At 62.9% G+C, this 17,111-nt stretch carries 16 protein-coding genes; 5 read left to right on the top strand and 11 right to left on the bottom strand.

What is annotated here, in order from left to right:
- Nucleotides 1–40 precede the first annotated feature (40 nt).
- Nucleotides 41–787, bottom strand: a complete 747-nt coding sequence (locus CGU35_RS14880) for an SDR family NAD(P)-dependent oxidoreductase (RefSeq protein WP_100812303.1) — start codon at nucleotides 785–787, stop codon at nucleotides 41–43.
- 96 nt (nucleotides 788–883) lie between these two features.
- On the opposite strand from CGU35_RS14880, the gene CGU35_RS14885 reads away from it, so the two are divergent.
- Complete coding sequence (locus tag CGU35_RS14885) at nucleotides 884–1,708, top strand: IclR family transcriptional regulator (protein ID WP_100812304.1); 825 nt, start codon at nucleotides 884–886, stop codon at nucleotides 1,706–1,708.
- A 472-nt stretch (nucleotides 1,709–2,180) separates the two neighbouring features.
- Here the strand turns inward: CGU35_RS14885 and CGU35_RS14890 are convergent, their stop codons facing one another.
- The 3 genes from CGU35_RS14890 to CGU35_RS14900 all read right to left on the bottom strand — a co-directional run bounded on the left by CGU35_RS14890 (nucleotide 2,181) and on the right by CGU35_RS14900 (nucleotide 4,415).
- Entirely contained in the window at nucleotides 2,181–2,411 is a 231-nt protein-coding gene (locus CGU35_RS14890; protein ID WP_100812305.1) for a hypothetical protein, read from the bottom strand.
- A gap of 73 nt (nucleotides 2,412–2,484) precedes the next feature.
- A complete protein-coding gene (locus tag CGU35_RS14895) occupies nucleotides 2,485–3,408 on the bottom strand; it encodes a ribokinase (RefSeq protein ID WP_100812306.1) in 924 nt (307 codons plus the stop codon).
- Nucleotides 3,405–4,415: a nucleoside hydrolase gene (locus CGU35_RS14900; protein WP_157814008.1), complete on the bottom strand. Its 1,011-nt coding sequence runs from the start codon at nucleotides 4,413–4,415 to the stop codon at nucleotides 3,405–3,407. The genes CGU35_RS14895 and CGU35_RS14900 overlap by 4 nt, the downstream gene beginning before the upstream one ends.
- Nucleotides 4,416–4,604: 189 nt before the next feature.
- Between CGU35_RS14900 and CGU35_RS14905 the strand changes: the two genes are divergently transcribed.
- The 4 genes from CGU35_RS14905 (at nucleotide 4,605) to CGU35_RS14920 (ending at nucleotide 8,361) form a co-directional block, all read left to right on the top strand.
- Complete coding sequence (locus CGU35_RS14905; RefSeq protein WP_100812308.1) at nucleotides 4,605–5,960, top strand: ABC transporter substrate-binding protein; 1,356 nt, start codon at nucleotides 4,605–4,607, stop codon at nucleotides 5,958–5,960.
- Between the two features lie 53 nt (nucleotides 5,961–6,013).
- Nucleotides 6,014–6,955: a carbohydrate ABC transporter permease gene (locus CGU35_RS14910; RefSeq protein WP_157814009.1), complete on the top strand. Its 942-nt coding sequence runs from the start codon at nucleotides 6,014–6,016 to the stop codon at nucleotides 6,953–6,955.
- A gap of 104 nt (nucleotides 6,956–7,059) precedes the next feature.
- The gene (locus CGU35_RS14915; protein ID WP_157814010.1) at nucleotides 7,060–7,809 is read left to right on the top strand and encodes a carbohydrate ABC transporter permease; all 750 of its coding nucleotides are present in this window, start codon (nucleotides 7,060–7,062) and stop codon (nucleotides 7,807–7,809) included.
- 57 nt (nucleotides 7,810–7,866) lie between these two features.
- Nucleotides 7,867–8,361, top strand: coding sequence for a MarR family winged helix-turn-helix transcriptional regulator (locus CGU35_RS14920; RefSeq protein ID WP_232711335.1), 495 nt, complete (start codon nucleotides 7,867–7,869; stop codon nucleotides 8,359–8,361).
- 936 nt (nucleotides 8,362–9,297) lie between these two features.
- On the opposite strand, the gene CGU35_RS14925 is transcribed toward CGU35_RS14920, so the two are convergent.
- The 7 genes from CGU35_RS14925 to CGU35_RS14955 all read right to left on the bottom strand — a co-directional run bounded on the left by CGU35_RS14925 (nucleotide 9,298) and on the right by CGU35_RS14955 (nucleotide 16,884).
- Complete coding sequence (locus CGU35_RS14925) at nucleotides 9,298–10,053, bottom strand: IclR family transcriptional regulator (RefSeq protein ID WP_100812311.1); 756 nt, start codon at nucleotides 10,051–10,053, stop codon at nucleotides 9,298–9,300.
- 75 nt (nucleotides 10,054–10,128) lie between these two features.
- Nucleotides 10,129–10,845, bottom strand: coding sequence for an ABC transporter ATP-binding protein (locus CGU35_RS14930; RefSeq protein WP_157814011.1), 717 nt, complete (start codon nucleotides 10,843–10,845; stop codon nucleotides 10,129–10,131).
- Nucleotides 10,846–10,859: 14 nt separating this feature from the next.
- Nucleotides 10,860–12,599: a branched-chain amino acid ABC transporter ATP-binding protein/permease gene (locus CGU35_RS14935; RefSeq protein ID WP_100812313.1), complete on the bottom strand. Its 1,740-nt coding sequence runs from the start codon at nucleotides 12,597–12,599 to the stop codon at nucleotides 10,860–10,862.
- Between the two features lies 1 nt (nucleotide 12,600).
- On the bottom strand, nucleotides 12,601–13,494 hold the full coding sequence (locus tag CGU35_RS14940) for a branched-chain amino acid ABC transporter permease (protein WP_157814012.1): 894 nt from the start codon (nucleotides 13,492–13,494) through the stop codon (nucleotides 12,601–12,603).
- A 39-nt stretch (nucleotides 13,495–13,533) separates the two neighbouring features.
- Nucleotides 13,534–14,853 (bottom strand): ABC transporter substrate-binding protein, encoded by a 1,320-nt coding sequence (locus CGU35_RS14945; protein ID WP_100812315.1) that lies wholly within the window; start codon nucleotides 14,851–14,853, stop codon nucleotides 13,534–13,536.
- A gap of 48 nt (nucleotides 14,854–14,901) precedes the next feature.
- Nucleotides 14,902–15,309, bottom strand: a complete 408-nt coding sequence (locus tag CGU35_RS14950; RefSeq protein ID WP_100812316.1) for a GlcG/HbpS family heme-binding protein — start codon at nucleotides 15,307–15,309, stop codon at nucleotides 14,902–14,904.
- Nucleotides 15,310–15,318: 9 nt separating this feature from the next.
- A complete protein-coding gene (locus CGU35_RS14955; protein WP_198519611.1) occupies nucleotides 15,319–16,884 on the bottom strand; it encodes a GMC family oxidoreductase in 1,566 nt (521 codons plus the stop codon).
- Nucleotides 16,885–17,111: the final 227 nt, after the last annotated feature.

A 17,111-nucleotide genomic window follows, 5' to 3' on the forward strand; every position in this document is an offset into this window, starting at 1 on the left:
AGCCACCTTCGTCACTCGATCTCCCCTGAGCCGGTCGCCGCTATACCAACGTACGTCCGCCGTCGACGTACAGGACGTGTCCCGTCACAAAGGCGGCGAGGTCTGATGCGAGGAAGAGGACGGGGCCCACGACCTCTTCAGGTGTGCCGAGCCGTCCGGCCGGAACCAGTGATGAGAGCGATTCCCGGACGTTGCCCTGCTCGAGGTGGTGGCGCGTGAGCGGAGTTTCAATGTACCCGGGTGCGATCGCGTTGACGGTGACGCCCTGCGATGCCCATTCTCTCGCCATTACCCGCATCATCTGATTGATCGCGCCTTTCGACGCTGCGTACGGCCCGTGATTCGCATGGGCCAAAAGCCCCGACACCGAAGAAAAGAACACGATGCGGCCCTGGCCATGCGACGTCATCCAGCGCCCGGCGGCCTGCCCGAACGAGAACGCCGTCTGGAGGTTGACATCGAGCACGCGACGCCATTCTGCCTCGCTGAACTCGAGAACTGGTCGGCGGTCATTTGTCCCGATAGCGTGCACAGCCACATCGATGCCGCCAAGTAGGTCGACTGCGCTCGCGATCAACTCCTCGCCCGCTCCGGTTCGACTGAGGTCGACGATGACCGTGTGAAGTCGGTCAGAATCCCCCATCTCGGTAGCCAGTGCGTCGAGGGCCTCCGAACTGACGTCGGCAACCACAACTGTTGCACCTGCTCGAAGGAAGCCCTGCACGCAGGCGGCGCCGAGGCCGCCCGCGCCCACCACCACAACGCGTCGATCGTCAAGATTCAACATTCTTCCACTTTCATCTAGTAATGTTCTGATTCACTATACGAACATAGACCGTATCTGGGCTCGTGTCCACGGATTGGGTAAGGCCGTCGATATCAGGTGCGGATTGCGCCCCTCCTAGGCATGTACGGTGTTGTGATGGTCGAACGGTCTGATTTGGAGCGATATAGAATCGCGTCGCTGGGCAAGGGGCTTCAGGTCCTTCGTCGTGTCGCGGCGGCACCAAGCGGGGTCACTATGGCAGACCTCGTGGCGGATACCGATATCCCGTCCGCGACGCTTTTTCGGATTGTCGCAACTCTCGAGCTGGAGGGGTATCTGACACGAACGGACAGCGGCCTGTTCCGTCCTGCACTCTCCAACCTCGAGCTCGGTTTCGCGAGTCTTCGCGCGTCCGGACTCGTTGGTGTGGCTGGGGACGCAGTGAGCGAGCTCTCTCGGCGTACGGGCGAGACGGCGAATCTTGGAGTCTTGCAAAGGGACCGAGTGCTGTACCTCGTTCGGGTACGCAACACCGACCTCGTCACGGCCCACATCACCGTCGGCTCGACCCTGCCAGCGACCTCGACATCGATGGGTAAGCTCCTCCTCGCTCAGCTCACTGATCCGGAGCTAGAAGAACTACTCGACGCGAACTCGTTCGCCACGAACGGACCGAACGCGGTCACAGGACTCGCGGCGCTCATGCCGCAACTGAACCTAATTCGCGAGCGGGGATGGGCACTACAGAACGAAGAGGTTGCGCGCGGACTCCGGTCAGTCGCGGCCCCCGTCCGCGACGCATCCGGTGACGTCGTCGCCGCGGTCAACGTGGCGGTCCCCGCGGCAGATCACTCCATCGAGTGGGTGACGACCGACCTGCTCACGGAAGTACTCAGGACCGCAGGGCGTATCAGCTCATTGCTCGGCTACTCAGAGGACTAAAGCTTGCTACTCCGTAGGACCCATCGCGTTATTTCAGGGAAAGGCGACTTCGCCTTAATGACGTGGAGGTCCGTATGGCTGACACCACACACGTGCACGTTGCACCGCGCCAGACACGTTGAGCTTGGCGAGTCGGTCGCTATCAAGGAGCGGGATTCATAACAGGTCAGAAGATCGTGATTGATGGAGGATTTCAACCGCGCGGTTAAGTCGCCTCGCGGGCCGGTCAGCGGCTCAATTCGTCTAACGCCCTCATCCCGGGAACAGTCCCGCGTACATGCGCCCATCGAGCATCTCAGCCGTCGAGACGCCGTAGACTATGGCTTTCACGGCCGCGCAGCATCCCACCACGGCCACGGCGTCGACGTTCGCTACGCCAAACGGGCCGAACCTTGTTCGGCATCCGGAGCGATCTCGCAAGCGATGGCGTTGGGCTCGTTGCGCGGCCGAACGCAGCCACCACAGAGCATGGCTACTTGCGGATTCTCCGGTAGATCCGATGAAGGATCGGCATCAGAAGGTAGACAACTAACGCCACGGTGATCGTCGCGACGAGCACGGTGCGCAGAACCATCGGGATCTGCTCTAGTACGGGTGCGAAAAGCAGGTTAATCACGATTAGCGTGGGCGTGACGCACAGCCAGATCATGATCGCCGTATGGTGCTTCGTCGGAGCGTCGTCTCGTGGCGTTGCCTCCGTCATGCGACCATGCTCCTCACGAGAGCGAGCACCACAAAACTTGTTCGGTCAGATACCGACTGATTCCGTGTCGATCTCACTGTGCCTGCTCCTCAGCCGTCCTCGCGAGCAGTTCTTCGACCGCTGCCCTGCAGGGGTAGGAAGTCTGCGCGCCACGGCTTTGTACAGACAGCGCGGACATCGCGGTGGCGAAACGCACCGCGTCGCGAAGTGCAACGTCACGTGAGAGCTCGGCCGCGCACGCTCCGACGAATGCATCACCGGCACCGGTGGTATCGACTACAGGAACGGTATGGGCGGGAATGTGCTCGGTGCCTCCCTCATCACAGACGACGGCACCCTGCGCCCCCAGTGTGATGACCACGGATCGTGCCCCGGCCTCGCGTAACGCCCGGGCACATTTCTCGAAGCCCTCGTTGTCGTCCGCGCCAAGGATCATGCGCGCCTCGTGTTCATTGACGATAAGCGGATCGCAATGAGAGAGAATCACCCGGTCGAGTTCCTGTGCCGGCGCAGCGTTGAGCAGGATACGCGCCCCACCCGATGCCTTCTCGATTGCAGCCGTGACCGAGTCCAGGGGTATTTCCAGGCTGAGCACGAGCACGCCGGCAGGTTCCAGAATGTCCGCCCACCCTTCGACCATTGCCGGAACGATCTGGTGATTGGCACCCGGCGAAACGACGATTGAGTTCTCCCCGTCCGGAGTGAGGAGTATCATCGCCGTTCCCGTCGCGCGATCCGACGAGATCCGCAACGCCGTGGTCTCTACGCCAGTGGCAGCGAGCTGCTCCCGAAGAAACACTCCATGCCCGTCGTCACCCACACATCCCAGGAAACGAGTGGTTGCACCAGCACAGCTTGCTGCAGCCGCCTGATTAGCTCCCTTGCCGCCTGGGCTCACGGAAAGGTCACTCCCCAACAGCGTTTCCCCTCCGCGAGGACGATAGGGGACATCGACGGTTAGGTCAGCGTTTGCGCTTCCGAGCACGATAACGGTCATGAATCGTGATCCTCACCGGCGCCGGCAGCGGCGCGGATCGCGTGCACGTCATAGGTTCGAATCGAGTCGATGAGGAGGTCAAAGAAGGCATCCACGTCCACATCGACGGCGACCTGGCAGTTGGCCGCGCGCATAGGCGCCACAGCGCGATTTAGCGATGGAGAATCTGTGGAACCCGTAAGTGAACGCGCGTCCACGACGGTCATCCCCCGGGTGTGATTACCGTGCAGTTCGATGTCCACCCGCATATCCCGAAGTGTGAAGATGCCGGGATCGATGAAAGTCGCCACTGCCAGGGGATCGTGCAGCGGAGCGTCGTCGACCGCGAAGACCTGACGTCGCGCGATACGAACGTGCTGCAGAATATCGGCGACGACGATGGCGAGGTCGGAGCCAATCTCTCGAATCCGTTGGATATGGGATGACGTGACACCGGCCCGTTCGGTGACGTTGAGCCCGAACATACGCAACGGAATGCCGCTGGCGAAGACGACGGCGGCAGCTTCGGGATCGGCCCAGATATTGAATTCGGCCGCCGCTGTCGAGTTCCCACCGGCGAGAGAACCGCCCATAAGCGAGATCTCCTGGATCCGTTCACCGAGCGACGGATCAGCGAGCAGAGCGCTGGCGATGTTGGTCAGCGGGCCTGTAGCGATAATGGCGAGATCCGAATGATAGCGGTGGCTCGCTCCCAACAGGAAGGCGATGGCGTCCGACATGTAAGTCTCGGTGGTGGCCTCAGGGAGGACGGCTCCCGCCGCTCCGGAGGAACCGTTGCCCACGGACGAATCCACGGGAGAGTTCAGCAGCGGGTGCGCGCGTCCGCGCGCGACGCGAATGTCCGGCCTGCCCAGGAAGTCCACCCATTGCAGGGCGTTTCTTGTGGCGTTGTCCACGGAGGTGTTCCCGTGCGTCGTTGTCACGCCGACAACTTCAAGGTGTCGGACCGCAAGCAGAATCGCCAGCATGTCGTCGTGGCCGGGATCGCCATCGAGCAAGTACTTCACTGTGTCTCCGTGAGATCGAGGGACAAAAGTCATATTGACTTGTGCTCCAAATATGCCATAACATCGCCAAAGTTCATAGCTCAGGAATATATTTCAGGAATATATGGTGAGTCATGAACCCCATCCAACCAAGGGTGGGAGAGGACCACGCTCAGCGATGATCGTCGCTCTGAACAATCGAGGAAATCAATGAAGAAACTCGGCACACGGCTCGCGCTCGTCGCGAGTGCCGCTCTCCTCCTCGGAGGACTGACCGCATGCGCCGACACTGCACCCGGCGCACAACCGAGCTCCGAACCACACAACACCGGACTCATCGATGCTGCCAAAGAGGCTGCCACCGCCGCTATGGAGGCGGCTGGCGCCGACAGTGGCGGGAGTATCCGGATGGTAGGCGTGCTCACCGGTGGCGAAGAGGAAGCGCTCGAGGCGGCAATCAAGCCATTCGAGCAGGCCACCGGTATCGAGGTGGACTACGAAGGATCGTTCGATGCCCCCTCGCTCACCGAGACCGCCATTCAGGCCGGTAACCCGCCGGACATCGTGGACGGGGTGAGCGTGTCCACCCTGCAGCGTTACATCGACATGGGCATCGTCCAGCCACTGAACGACCTAATCTCCGAAGACGACGCCGCCGAATACGGCACAGGCCTCACGGACTCGGTCTCCAAGGACGGCAAGCTCTACGCCGTCTGGAGCGAGGTCGACAACTTCATGGTCTGGTATAACGCCGACAATTACTCCGGAGACACACCCCCTGCGGACTGGGCGGCGCTGGAGAAGTGGTCCGAGGAGCAGGCCGACGACGGCACCGTGCCCTGGTGTAACGGTCTCGAACTCGGCCCCGCCAGCGGTTCGCCCGGCTCTTCCTTCATCGAATCGCTCCTGGTCGGGGCGAACGGCGACGAGATCATCCAGGGCCTCGTCGACGGCAGCGTTCCCTTCACCGATCCGCGAGTGAAGGCCGCCTTCGAGACCTGGGGAAAGATCAACGCCGATCCCGCGATGGTTTACGGGGGCCCAGAGAATGTCGTTGCCACCAGCATGTACGACAGCGGCCTGCCGATGTTCGCCGATCCCGCCAGCTGTGAGCTCCTCTTCGGTGGCGTCTTCATGGGAGCTGCCACCGTCGCTGGAACCCCTGAGGCCGTCGCCGGCGAGAACCTCAAGTTCTTCCCCGTTCCTGCCAGCGACCCGGCCAACGCTGGCATCGAACAGGTGCAGGGCCATGTGGTTTACAGCCTCAGCGATAACCCGCAGGCACTTGCATTCGTGAAGTACTGGTCTTCGGCGGAGGCGCAGTCGGTGATCGCCTCCAAGAACCGGTGGGTCGTCGGGAACCTGAGCGTTCCTCACGACATGTACAGCGACCCCAACCTGCAGCAAGCGGCGGCTCGGCTTCAGGATGCGGACGAGATCGTCGTCAGCGGCAAGATGCTGCTTCCCGCCCCCGTGCTGAGCGCATTCCGGGCGGCGACGGTTAAGTACGTGCAGAACCCCGCCGCGCTGGATGACATCCTCGCGGAGATCGAAGCAAGCCGGTAGCCGGCTGAGCGGATTCGAGGACAGACAAAATGGCGCAAAACATTCTCATCGCGGTGGTTACCATCATCGCACTGGTCGGCGTCGTGCTGGCAGGGCTCCGCCTCTGGGATACCGCGAGTTCTCGAATCCGCTCTCCCCGCACTCGGGAACGAGCCACGGGCTGGGTGTGGCTCGTTCCTGGATTGATCCTGCTTTTCATCGCCCTTATCTATCCGATCCTGACGTCGATCGTGACGAGCTTCACGGAACGCGGCGGGGACGAGAACATCTGGGCAAACTATGCCTGGGTCTTCAGCCCGGAGATGCTGGGAACGCTGCGTAACAACCTCATCTGGATCTTCCTGCTGCCCCCGGTGACGATCATCGTCGGGCTCATCGTCGCGGTGCTCGCCGACCGCACCTCCTATGAGCGCGTCGTCAAGATCATCGTGCTCATCCCGGTCGCCGTATCCTTCGTTGCAGCGGCCTCCATTTGGCGTTATATGTACACCTATTCGCCCGCAGGAACCCCGCAGCGCGGAACGGTGAACGGCATCTGGACGCTGTTCGGCGCAGACCCGGTAGCATGGCTGACCAACCCAGGCACAGCCACCTTCGCCCTGATCGTCGTCTCCTTCTGGCTGCACCTTGGGTATGCGGTGGTGTTGCTCTCGAATGCGATCAAGTACGTGCCGGTCGATCTACTCGAGGCAGCCCGACTCGACGGAGCGGGCGAGCTCCGCATCCTGTTCAGCATCATCATCCCGCAGATCACGATGACCATCGTGCTACTGGCGTCGATGTTCATGGTCGGCTCACTCAAGGCCTTCGACATCGTTTACGCGATGACTGGAGGCAACTACGGGACAGACGTCTACGCGACGGCCATGTACGAGGAGCTCTTCATGTCGGGCAACTCGGGCCGCGCCGCAGCAATCGCCGTGGTGCTCTTCCTGATCGCCGTTCCCATCATGGGTATGAACGTGATCCGTACCCGAAAGGAGAAGACCGTATGAGCTCCTTAGCTGTAGGAACCCGCCGCGTCGTCAGCCGCACCGCATTGCACGTCACCCTCCTCATCGTCTGCGTGGCTTGGCTCGTACCGACGATCAGCATGATCGTGAGTTCGTTCCGCACCGATGCCGATGTGAAGTCCTCGGGTTGGTGGACGATGTTCACCAACCCCTCGTTCACGCGCATGAATTACGTCGGCGCGTTTGAGGTGTTCGATCTCGCACCGAGCCTCGCCAACAGCGTCCTCATCGCCCTTCCTGTGGCGATCATCACCGTTGTTGTCGCGGCGACAACAGCCTATGTGTTCACTTTTGTGGAGTTCCGCGGCCGGGATACGCTTTTCGTACTGGTGATTGCGCTGGTGGCCGTCCCCCCACAGGTCATGCTTGTCCCTCTGCTCCAGGTCCTCAATGCGCTAGGGCTGGGCGGCGAGGTCGCGCCGCTCTGGCTCATCGAGGCAGGATTCGGACTGCCGTTCGGTGTCCTGCTCCTGCGCGCAGGATTCTCCGGGATTCCTATGTCTCTGATGGATGCCGCTGCCGTAGACGGCGCTTCCCGATTGACCACGTTCCTGCGCATCATCCTCCCCCTCTCGCTCCCCTCACTGATCGCGCTGGCGGTGTTCCAGTTTCTCTGGTCTTGGAACGATCTGCTGTTCCCACTGGTGTTTCTTGGTCCGCAGAACGACGGGGCCCCGATCACGGTGAACATCGCGGGCCTCGTGCAATCCAACGGACAGGGTGAGAACCTCGTCGCCGCGGCCACGACCGTATCGATCATCCTCCCGCTGGTGATCTTCTTCGCGTTGCAGCGATACTTCGTACGAGGAATCACCGCGGGGGCGGTCAAGGACTGAGGCACGACCGGTGAGACCGCCAATGATTGACGCCGGAACGGAAATGATCGAGAGCCGATGCGCGAAGACGAAGGAATCGACAAAGATATGCTGAAAGACATGGACCGCGGCGAGATCATCTCCACGATTGTGCTCTCTGCGCAAGCCCTGGCACGGATCGTCGCTCAGGAGGCACGGAATGATACTCCTGTCGCGCAATGGCGGGCCCTTGGCATTCTCGAACGAGACGGTGCAAGACGGATTGGCGAGCTCTCGACCATTTCGCGCACCACGCAGCCCTGGATGACGCGACTGGTCGGCGAGATGGATCGCGCGGGGCTGGTCACGCGCACCAGAGATCCGCTGGACTCTCGTGTCACCGTGGTCACGATCACCCCTACGGGGAGCGCCGCACTCCAGGAATGGCAACGAGGATTCCGTGAGGTACTGGAACCTCGATTCGTAGACCTCTCCGACAAAGACTGGCGGATGCTCCTCGGCACCGCCCGCATTCTGCAGGGCCATGCCCAGGAGCCACTGCCCTCCGAGGATGTCGACGCTTCGACGCGGTGAGCTTGAACTCCCGCGATGGGGCCCGGCAGCACCACATGCAATCCCTGACGCCAATTGTGCTTGTCCGGCAGAACGGGCTCCGGTCGCGTGCGGGGAGCGCTCCGTTCCTTGCAACGGACTCCTGAGCACTGTCAGTGATCCTGGTTTACCCTGCCACTTTCGCCGGCTTCATCTACCTGCACCTACTCACGACCGATCAAACAACACTGGATAGACGCGTGGTTCGGGTCGTTCTCGCCGCCTCGGCGTAGGGGCCTTCCTCGAGGCGACACCGGCCCAAGACCCGCCGACCGTCATTAGCGTCGGACCCTGACTATTGGCAGCATCGCCGTACTCAAACGTGGGTAGTCAGCACTAGAGAAGACGGCCGTGTGATCGGAATGCCAACTAAACGACTCACTACAGTTCGTCCTGTGGTTCTGCCTCCTGAATGCGGCAAGTTTGAAGGTCGTCCGGATCCAGGGAGCCATCCGCGCTGTTTCGATGTCCGCACTCCAACGCGCAGACTTCGAGAACGCTCTCACCATATGTGTTGACCCTGTGCGTGGGACGCGATTGCTCATGGACTCGCTACACACGAGTCTGGACTGCTCCGTGTCAGACTCGACGGTGACTGCAGCGCCGTAATTCATGGTCTGCCAAGGGCAACAACCACGTCCTGCCCTGCAGGTTACCCACGGCGTGAACTTCCCGTTCAGCTCAAGCCTCGTGCCACCGCCTTCGGCATCGCGCGACCATAGGGCGTGCATCTCGCCGATCAGTTCCGGCGCACGACCAGTCATTATCCTCGGCATGAAGCGCCCTCTTCAAACCATTGAGAGACGCCTGCCCAGGGGCGCGGGTGATATTCCCAGGGGAGCGCCCCTTAATATCTTGCGGTTCGCTTGGCGCGATTAGCGAGCAGCGTGCGCCGCCGCCGGAGCGACCGGCGGAAAACTACAGGCCGTGTCCGATCCTGTCGGCGACCGGACGCATGCTCGCCAACACGCTCGCGACCTTGTGCTCAGGCAGACGCTCCACTGGAGCGGCGAGAGCGAGGGCGGCGACTACGTCGCCGGTTCGCGTGCGGATCGGGACTGCGAGACCGCTCACGCCCTCTTGGTGCTCCTGACGGCAGGTGGCATAACCGTCGCGGCGCACCGACTCGAGCTCTTGCAGCAGGATGTGACCGTCGGTGATCGTCCTCGGCGTGTAGGCGTCGAGGGGGTGGGCCGCCAAGGACCGCTGAAACGCCTCACTCCGCCACGCCGCGAGCACCTTGCCCGTGGCCGTCGCGTGCAGCGGTTCCGTCTGTCCCGTGCGGACCATGAGCTGCACCGCCCGCTGAGACTCCGCCCGCGCGGCAAAGAGAACCCTGTCGCCGTCGAGCACCCCAACGAGCGCCTGCTCGCCGGTTTCTTCGGCGAGGGTCCGCAAATACAGTCCCGCAACCTCGGAGAGCGTCTCCGTCGCATTGACGGCGGAGGCGAGATAGGCGAGCCGCGGACCAAGCCGATACTTCTTGTCGTCGTCACGGGTGACGAGGCCGTACTCGCGCAGGGTCGTGAGGAGGTTGTACACGGAGGCCTTGGTCAAACCCACGTCCGCGGCCAGATCCGTCACACGGGAAGTGTTTGATCGTGCGAGCAACTCCAGGATGTCGCACGCGTTCGCAACCGATCGAACGATGCGCTCTGGCTTCTCGGTGACCATTTCCCCTGCTTCGGCGGGATGACCACTGCGGTCTCCGGATGATCCTTGCACTCTATCCACACTCGACCTCTCATCTTAGAAAAACTCCCAGAACGATTCCCGCTCTGCGGCGACCGCACTGATCTCGTCGTGCACGACTGCGCCCATCCGCAGGTAGTACACGCGGTGAGCGACCCTCAGCGCGGAACGCACGTTCTGCTCGACGACGAGAATCGACATCCCCAGCGTCTCGCATCGCTCCGCGAGCGTGGACAGGATGTCCTGGACCACAGCGGGCGCGAGCCCCACGGACGGCTCGTCGAGGAGCATCAGCTTGGGGCGAGACACGAGGGCGATGCCGAGGGCGAGCATACGCTGTTCGCCGCCGCTCAAGGATCCGGCGAGCTGCCCAGAGCGTTCCCTCAGCCGGGGGAACGTCGAAAACACGTCCTCCACCCTGTCCTCGAGATCCGCCTTAGAGAGGCCTTTCGCGCCGTAGGCCCCGAGACGGAGGTTGCTGACGACGGTGAGCTCCCGGAAGACGGGCCGCTCAGCAGCGGTGAGCGACATACCTGTGAGCACATTCGCACGCACGCTCCTGGAAGTGACGGGTGCACCGTCGAACTCGATACTCCCGGACGTTGGCTTGTTGATGCCAAGCACGGTGTTCAAGAGGGTCGTCTTGCCGGCGCCGTTGTGCCCAAGGACCGCCACGATCTCTCCGGGCCTCACGTCCAGGGTCACTCCGTGAAGAACTTCGCGCTTCGCGTACCGCACACTGATGTCGCGCACGGAGAGGAGCGGCGTCTGCACGACGCTGGATTCGATCATGATCCGAAATACCTTTCCACGAGATCGGCTTGAGCCATCAACTCGTCGATCGTGCCCGTGGCTATCACCGACCCCTGCTCGAGGAAGACGACCTGATCTGACAGGCTCGAGACCACGTGCGCGCTGTGCTCGACAAGACAGATGGCCTTTCCTGCGTTGGCGACGTTGCGGACGAGTTTGATCAATCGTTCCGTGGATTTTGGATCCACCCCGGAGGTGGGCTCGTCCAGAAGTAGCACTTCGCAGTCCGTGGCGAGGAGCCTGGCCAGCGCGACGACCTTCTGATCCCCGTACGACATCGACGTGACCGGCTGGCTGAGAAGCTCCTCGACACCGACGTCGCGCAACAGCTCCCGGGCACGGCGCTGTCTTGCCTTCTCGGTCCTGCGGGTGCGGAGCGGGCGCAGGACGACCTGCGTTGCGGATTCCCCCACGGAGACCGGCAGGCCGAGGGCCACATTCTCGTAGGCCGTGAGCGACGGAAAGAGTCGAACAGATTGGAAATACCGACCGACGCCCAGGTCTACGATTCGCTGCGGGGCCAGTCCAGTGATCGGTGCACCTCTCAGCGTCACCTCGCCTTCATCGGCCTTCAGCACTCCTGTCAGCATGTTGAAGATGGTCGTCTTGCCGGCACCGTTGGGGCCGATCAGGGCGACAACCTGCCCCGCGTGCAGATCGAAGCTGACGTCAGACACAGCCTTCAGCCCGGCGAAGCGCTTCGACAGGCCTCGCACGGTGAGGATGGGATCCGGCGCTGAACCATCTCGCGAGCGTTTCAAGGTGTCGTCGATCCTCGAGTCTAGTTCGCTCGCGTCGGGGCGGACCCGCGGCATCCGCTCTGGGAATAGCCCCCGGGGACGGAATCGGATCCCCACGATGAGGAGCGCCCCGTAGATCACACCGCGCCACGGCGCCGCCGCGTCGCTGGTCATGCCTGCGACGTTCTGCAGGAGCGGCGTGATGGACGAGATGGCGATGGCAGCGACGGTGCCGCCGAGGATGTTGCCTGGTCCTCCGAGGGCAACCGCCGCGGCGACGAGAACCGAGAGGTCGAACGTGTACGAAGTCGGCGCGACGAACTGGAAGTATGAGGCGGAGATCGCGCCGACGACGCCCATGATCGCGGAGGTCAACGCGAACGTGACGATCTTTTTGCGACCGGTGTAGCGGCCGAGGCTCTCGAGTACCCCGTCGTCGTCGCGCATGCCTCGCAGCACCCGGCCAAACGGCGACCGCGCCAGAACCGAGCACAGAAGGATGACCAGGCCAACTATGACCAGGACCGGGATGAAGGCGATTTCGGGATCCGAACCGTTTAAGTCCCCGATCTCGATCGGGGGAACCACGGTGCCGGTAGTTCCGCCCGTGATGGCCGGGAACGAACCGATCGAGCTCAACACGAGGTAGAAGAAGGCGAGTGTCAGCAGGACGATGTAGTCGCCCTTAATACGACGGATCACCGGCAGCGAGATGAGCGCGCCAGCGAGTCCCGTAACGACTCCGGCTATGAGCACCGCGACCAGGGGCGGCCAGCTGAGGCCGACGATCGGCGTACCCAGGAGGGATTCACCCGAACCGGCTGTCATCGAGTACGCGTAGGCGCCGAATGCGTAGAAGCCGGCCGTCGCCATCGACATCTGGCCCGCCGTGCCCATGAGCAGATTGAGCGCCGCCGTGAGGGCGACGATGAAGAGCATCTGAATGCCGAGGTCGGCGAGATACGAGAGGTCCATGTCAGCCCTTTCTCGGGGTCACGAGCCCGCTGGGGCGCCAGATCAGAACGACGATGAGAATCGCGAAGACCGCGATTTGCCCGATCGCCTGGGTGAAGAAATAGCCGACGCCGACGGAGACGAGCGCGAGGATGAACCCACCCGTGAGCCACCCCGCGAGCCGCTCGATCCCGCCGAGGAACATTCCGATGAAAGCGAAGAGTAGCGGCTGGATTCCCATCACGGGATTCGCCGCGAACTGCGCGGCGTTCATGTAGGCGATCAGGCCGACAATGGCGCTGCCGAGAGCGAACACCACTAGATGGACGAGCCGGACCGGCACGCCGACGGCCGTGGCGAGCGCGTGATCGCTCTTCGTGGCGAGCACCGCCTGACCGAGTCGCGTCCATCTGAGCAGGGCTGCCACGGCGAGCACCATCAGGAGGCAGATGATGCCGAGTGCCACTTGGGCCGTAGTGAATGACACCGGACCAATCGTGACCGTCGAGTCGGGCAGTCCCGCGATCTTTTGCTGTTGCGGGCCGAAGATGATCTGGATCGCATTCGGTCCGATGGTGGCGAGACCGAGCGACGCCAGGAAGATGCCCAGGCTGGCGACGCCCCGCTTTCGCAGCGGGCGGTATAGCGCGACTTCGGTGCCCATCCCGAACAACGCGGCCGTGAGCATCGCGCCCAGTGCGGCGACGACGGGTGCGCCGGGAATGACCGCCGCGATCAGCAGCGCCGAATACGCGCCCACGGTGTAGGTCACGGAGTGCGCGAAGTGGAACGTGCGCGTGGTGGAGTAGATGATGCCGATGCTGACTGCGAGAGCTGCGTACTGGAGTCCGGTCAGGACCCCCGTGGTCAACAGTTGCGCCGCGAGGCCGGCGAAGTCCGGAGCATTGTCGGTCACAGGGGTCCCTTCCAGTGGGGTGGTGCGGGCGGGCGGCGCTTAAGGCGCGCCGAGCTCCGTGGAGCCGGCAGTCAACGTGGCCAGCTTCTCGCCGATTCCGTCGATCGAGACCTTGAAGATGCCCATGGGCTTCGACACGAGGTGCGACTCGGGGTCGAAGATGAGTTCACCGTTCGTGTCGGCGGACCCGCCGTAGACGCTCGGGAAGTTTGGCTGCGCCTTGAGCTGTTCCTGCAACACCGCCCCTGTCGGGTCCTCGCCGTCCGCGACGGCCTTGACGATGAGTTGCCAGACGACGAGCGTAGCCTCGAACATGTTCGCGGCGAAGAAGTTGGGCTCCTTACCGTACTTCTCCTGGTAGGCCTCCACGAAGATCTTGTTGAGGGGGCTCGGGCCCGCGGGGACGTAGGCGTCCAGAGCGAGGAACACCTCGTCATTCAGCGCGTCGCCGGCGATTTCCTGCACTGTGGGCTGCACGAAGTCGGTCAACATGATCGGGATATCGATGCCTGCGTCACGCACCTGCTTCACGAAGTAGCCCAGGTCGGCTCCGTAAAGGGTGGTGAGGATGGCCTGCGCATTCTGCGACTTGAGTCGCGCGATGATCGACGAGAAGTCGGTCGTGCCGATGTCAGCGAAATCCGTGCCTGTGATCGTCCCGCCGTCGGAGACTTCGGGCCAGATCTCAGGGGCGACCTCCGTGAGAGCTGAGAGACCGTTCTCCTGCTGACCAACAAGCGCGAGACGTGAGGTGTCGGGGTAGTTCTCGACGATGTAGTTGAGCGCACCGGGGGTGACGTCAACGGCGAACAGCGCCATCGATGTCCAGATGAAGTCCTGACCCTCACCCTGCGCTCCGGCGCCGCCGCTCCAGAAGGTGAGCACTTCATCCTGCTGGACGAGCGGGAAGATCGCGGTCGTCGCCGCACCGTAGGACGTGATCAGGGCCTGGATCTTGTCCTGAGAGATGAGCTTGCGCACGCCGCTGATCGATGCCGGCACTGATCCGTTGTCGTGATCACTCACGCCGACTGAGAGGTTCGGGCCGCCAGAGGCAAGAATGAGTTCGGACGCGAGTTCGGCACCGCTGAGCATGTCCTGCCCGATGGAGGCTCCGATTCCGCTCACCGCTGCGTTCACGCCGAGATTGAACTCGATGCCCTGCCCGGAATCTGGGCCGCCTTCGCCGAAGATAGGCGTGAGCGGGCCGGTCGTCTGGCCGTCACCGGCCTCGCCGCTGCTGTCTCCGCCGTCCCCTGCGGAGCAGCCGGCGAGAGCCGACGCTGCGAGGACGATCGAGGCTGTCGCGGCGATGGCTCCACGCCACCCCCGCCACTTCTGGGTTGATGAATTGTTCACACTGTTTCCTTTCGGTGGTCACTGCGCTGTGATGAGGTGAAACTGGAGCTAGAGACTGACGGAGGCAAGCGCGGCCGCGGCGATCGCGACGTCTTGGTCGACCGACCCTCCCGAGACTCCGAGGCCGCCGATGACTGTGTCACCGCTCTTGAGCACGAGCCCGCCGGGAATGGCGGTGAGCACGTGGGAGTGGCTCACCGGGGCGGTGTAGAGGGGGTTACCCGGCTGCACGGCCTCGACGATGCCTGCGGTGTCGACCTGCATCGCTGCCGAGGTGAACGCCTTGTTCTGTGAGATCTCGACGCTGACGAGAGGCGAGCCCTGTACGCGTACGAACCTTGCAAGCACACCACTGGCATCGACGACCGCGATACTAACCGGGATGCCGAGTTCGAGAGCGTGCAATTCAGCGGCGGCGGCGAGTCTCGCCGCGAGGTCTTGAGTCAGAGCGTGCATGGCGCGCCCCTACTCCGCCCGTAGCCATGCCGCGAGCCGCTCGCCGATGGCGTAGCACGACAGATTGGTGAGAGCGTTCGTGATCGTGGGCATGATCGATGCATCGGCTACATAGACCCCATCGACTCCGCGGAGGCGCAGTCGATCGTCGACAACTGCCAGGGGATCGGACTCCGGCCCCATCCGGCAGGTGCCGGCGGCGTGATAGCCGGTGGCTACGTTGGCCTTTATCCACACATCCGACTCCGGCGTCTCGAGCCACGCCAGCAGGTCCCCGCCAGTGATCGCGGGCGCAGGATAGACGATCTCGTTCAGGAGCTCGGCGGCCGCGCCTGTGGTCGCGAGATCCACGAGCGCGTGGTAAGACTCCTTGATACGGGCGACATCATGTGGATCCCCGAGGAAGTTCACGTGAATGTCGGGCTCAGCGTGCGGATCGGCGGAGGTGAGCTCGAGCCATCCGCGCGATTCGGGCTTGCCCAGCAGCGCCTGCAGCATGACCACGTCAACAGTGTCGGAGTCGATGGTGAAGTTCAGCGCCGCCCTGCCGACCTGACCCGTGATGAAAGTGAGATCGTTCTTACCAGTCGATGACGAGAACCGCGTCATCATGCGGAATCCGTGCCGCGCGGGATCGGACGCCGCCGCAGCGGCGACCAGTGCCACGAACGGGTGGTCCTGGAGATTGCGACCGACGCCGGGCAGATCGACGACGGGTTCGATGCCGTGCGAGCGGAGGTGCTCAGCGGGACCGATGCCTGACAGCATGAGCAGCTGGGGCGATTTGACGCCTCCAGCCGAGAGCACCACGCGGTCGGCACGCACGATCTCGCGGCCGTCGGGGCCTTCGACCTCGACACCCACCGCCCGCCCGTTCTCGATCACGATCCGGAGTGCCGTCGTGGACGATCGGATCTCAAGGTTTTCGCGCGAGCGTGCCGCGTTGATATAGCGGACGAGCGTGCTTCCGCGGAGGCTTCCCGTCTGGTTGCGGGGAATTGATCCCCATCCTGCGGCCCCCGGCGCATTGATGTCGGGCGACGCTTGGATGCCGCGGCTCTCCATTCCTGAGGCCAGGGCGCGGAGAGCGTCCGGCCAATCCTCGGGCGACAGCCGGAAGATGTCGACCGGTCCGGAATCGCCGTGGTAGGGATCGCTTCCGAAGTCCTTGTCGGTCTCCATCGCGACGAACACCGGGAGCATGTCGTCCCACCCCCAGCCTTCGTTCCCGGCCGCGAGCCACTCATTGAAGTCGTCCGGCGTCCCCCGGACGCCGACGCTGGCGTTCGTGGCCGACGAACCCCCGACGACCTTGCCGCGAGGATAGAACGTCTTCGGGCGCAGGTCGGTCGGCTCTACGAAGTAGGCATCGATTGCCCAGTTGTGATCGATGAGATTCGGGTTAAACGCATCCAGCAGCGTAGGTGTCATCACATCGGGCGACACATAGTCCGGGCCCGCTTCGATGAGAATCACGCGCTGACCGGGGTCTTCGCTCAAGCGGGAGGAGATCACGCCTCCCGCGCTGCCGGCTCCGATAACCACCGTCGTCGTACGGCCGTCACTACTGGCCATGAGAACTCCTTTGTTCGCTAGAAATTTCGCTAACTTGGATTGCCACTGGCTAACAACCCGATCCGCGTCCATTCTGCATGGAGTGCTCGTTCGTGTCAACGATTCCAGTGATCGTTCCTCAAGTATCCCGGAAGTACGGGGTGGCCTTCGACTATCTCGCCGTCAATGACTGGTTGACAACGCGAACATATGTATGTTGATAATTGCTCGTGTTAGCTGATAGCAGA

The sequence above is a fragment of the Microbacterium sp. BR1 genome (assembly GCF_002812725.1).
Classification (GTDB): domain Bacteria; phylum Actinomycetota; class Actinomycetes; order Actinomycetales; family Microbacteriaceae; genus Microbacterium.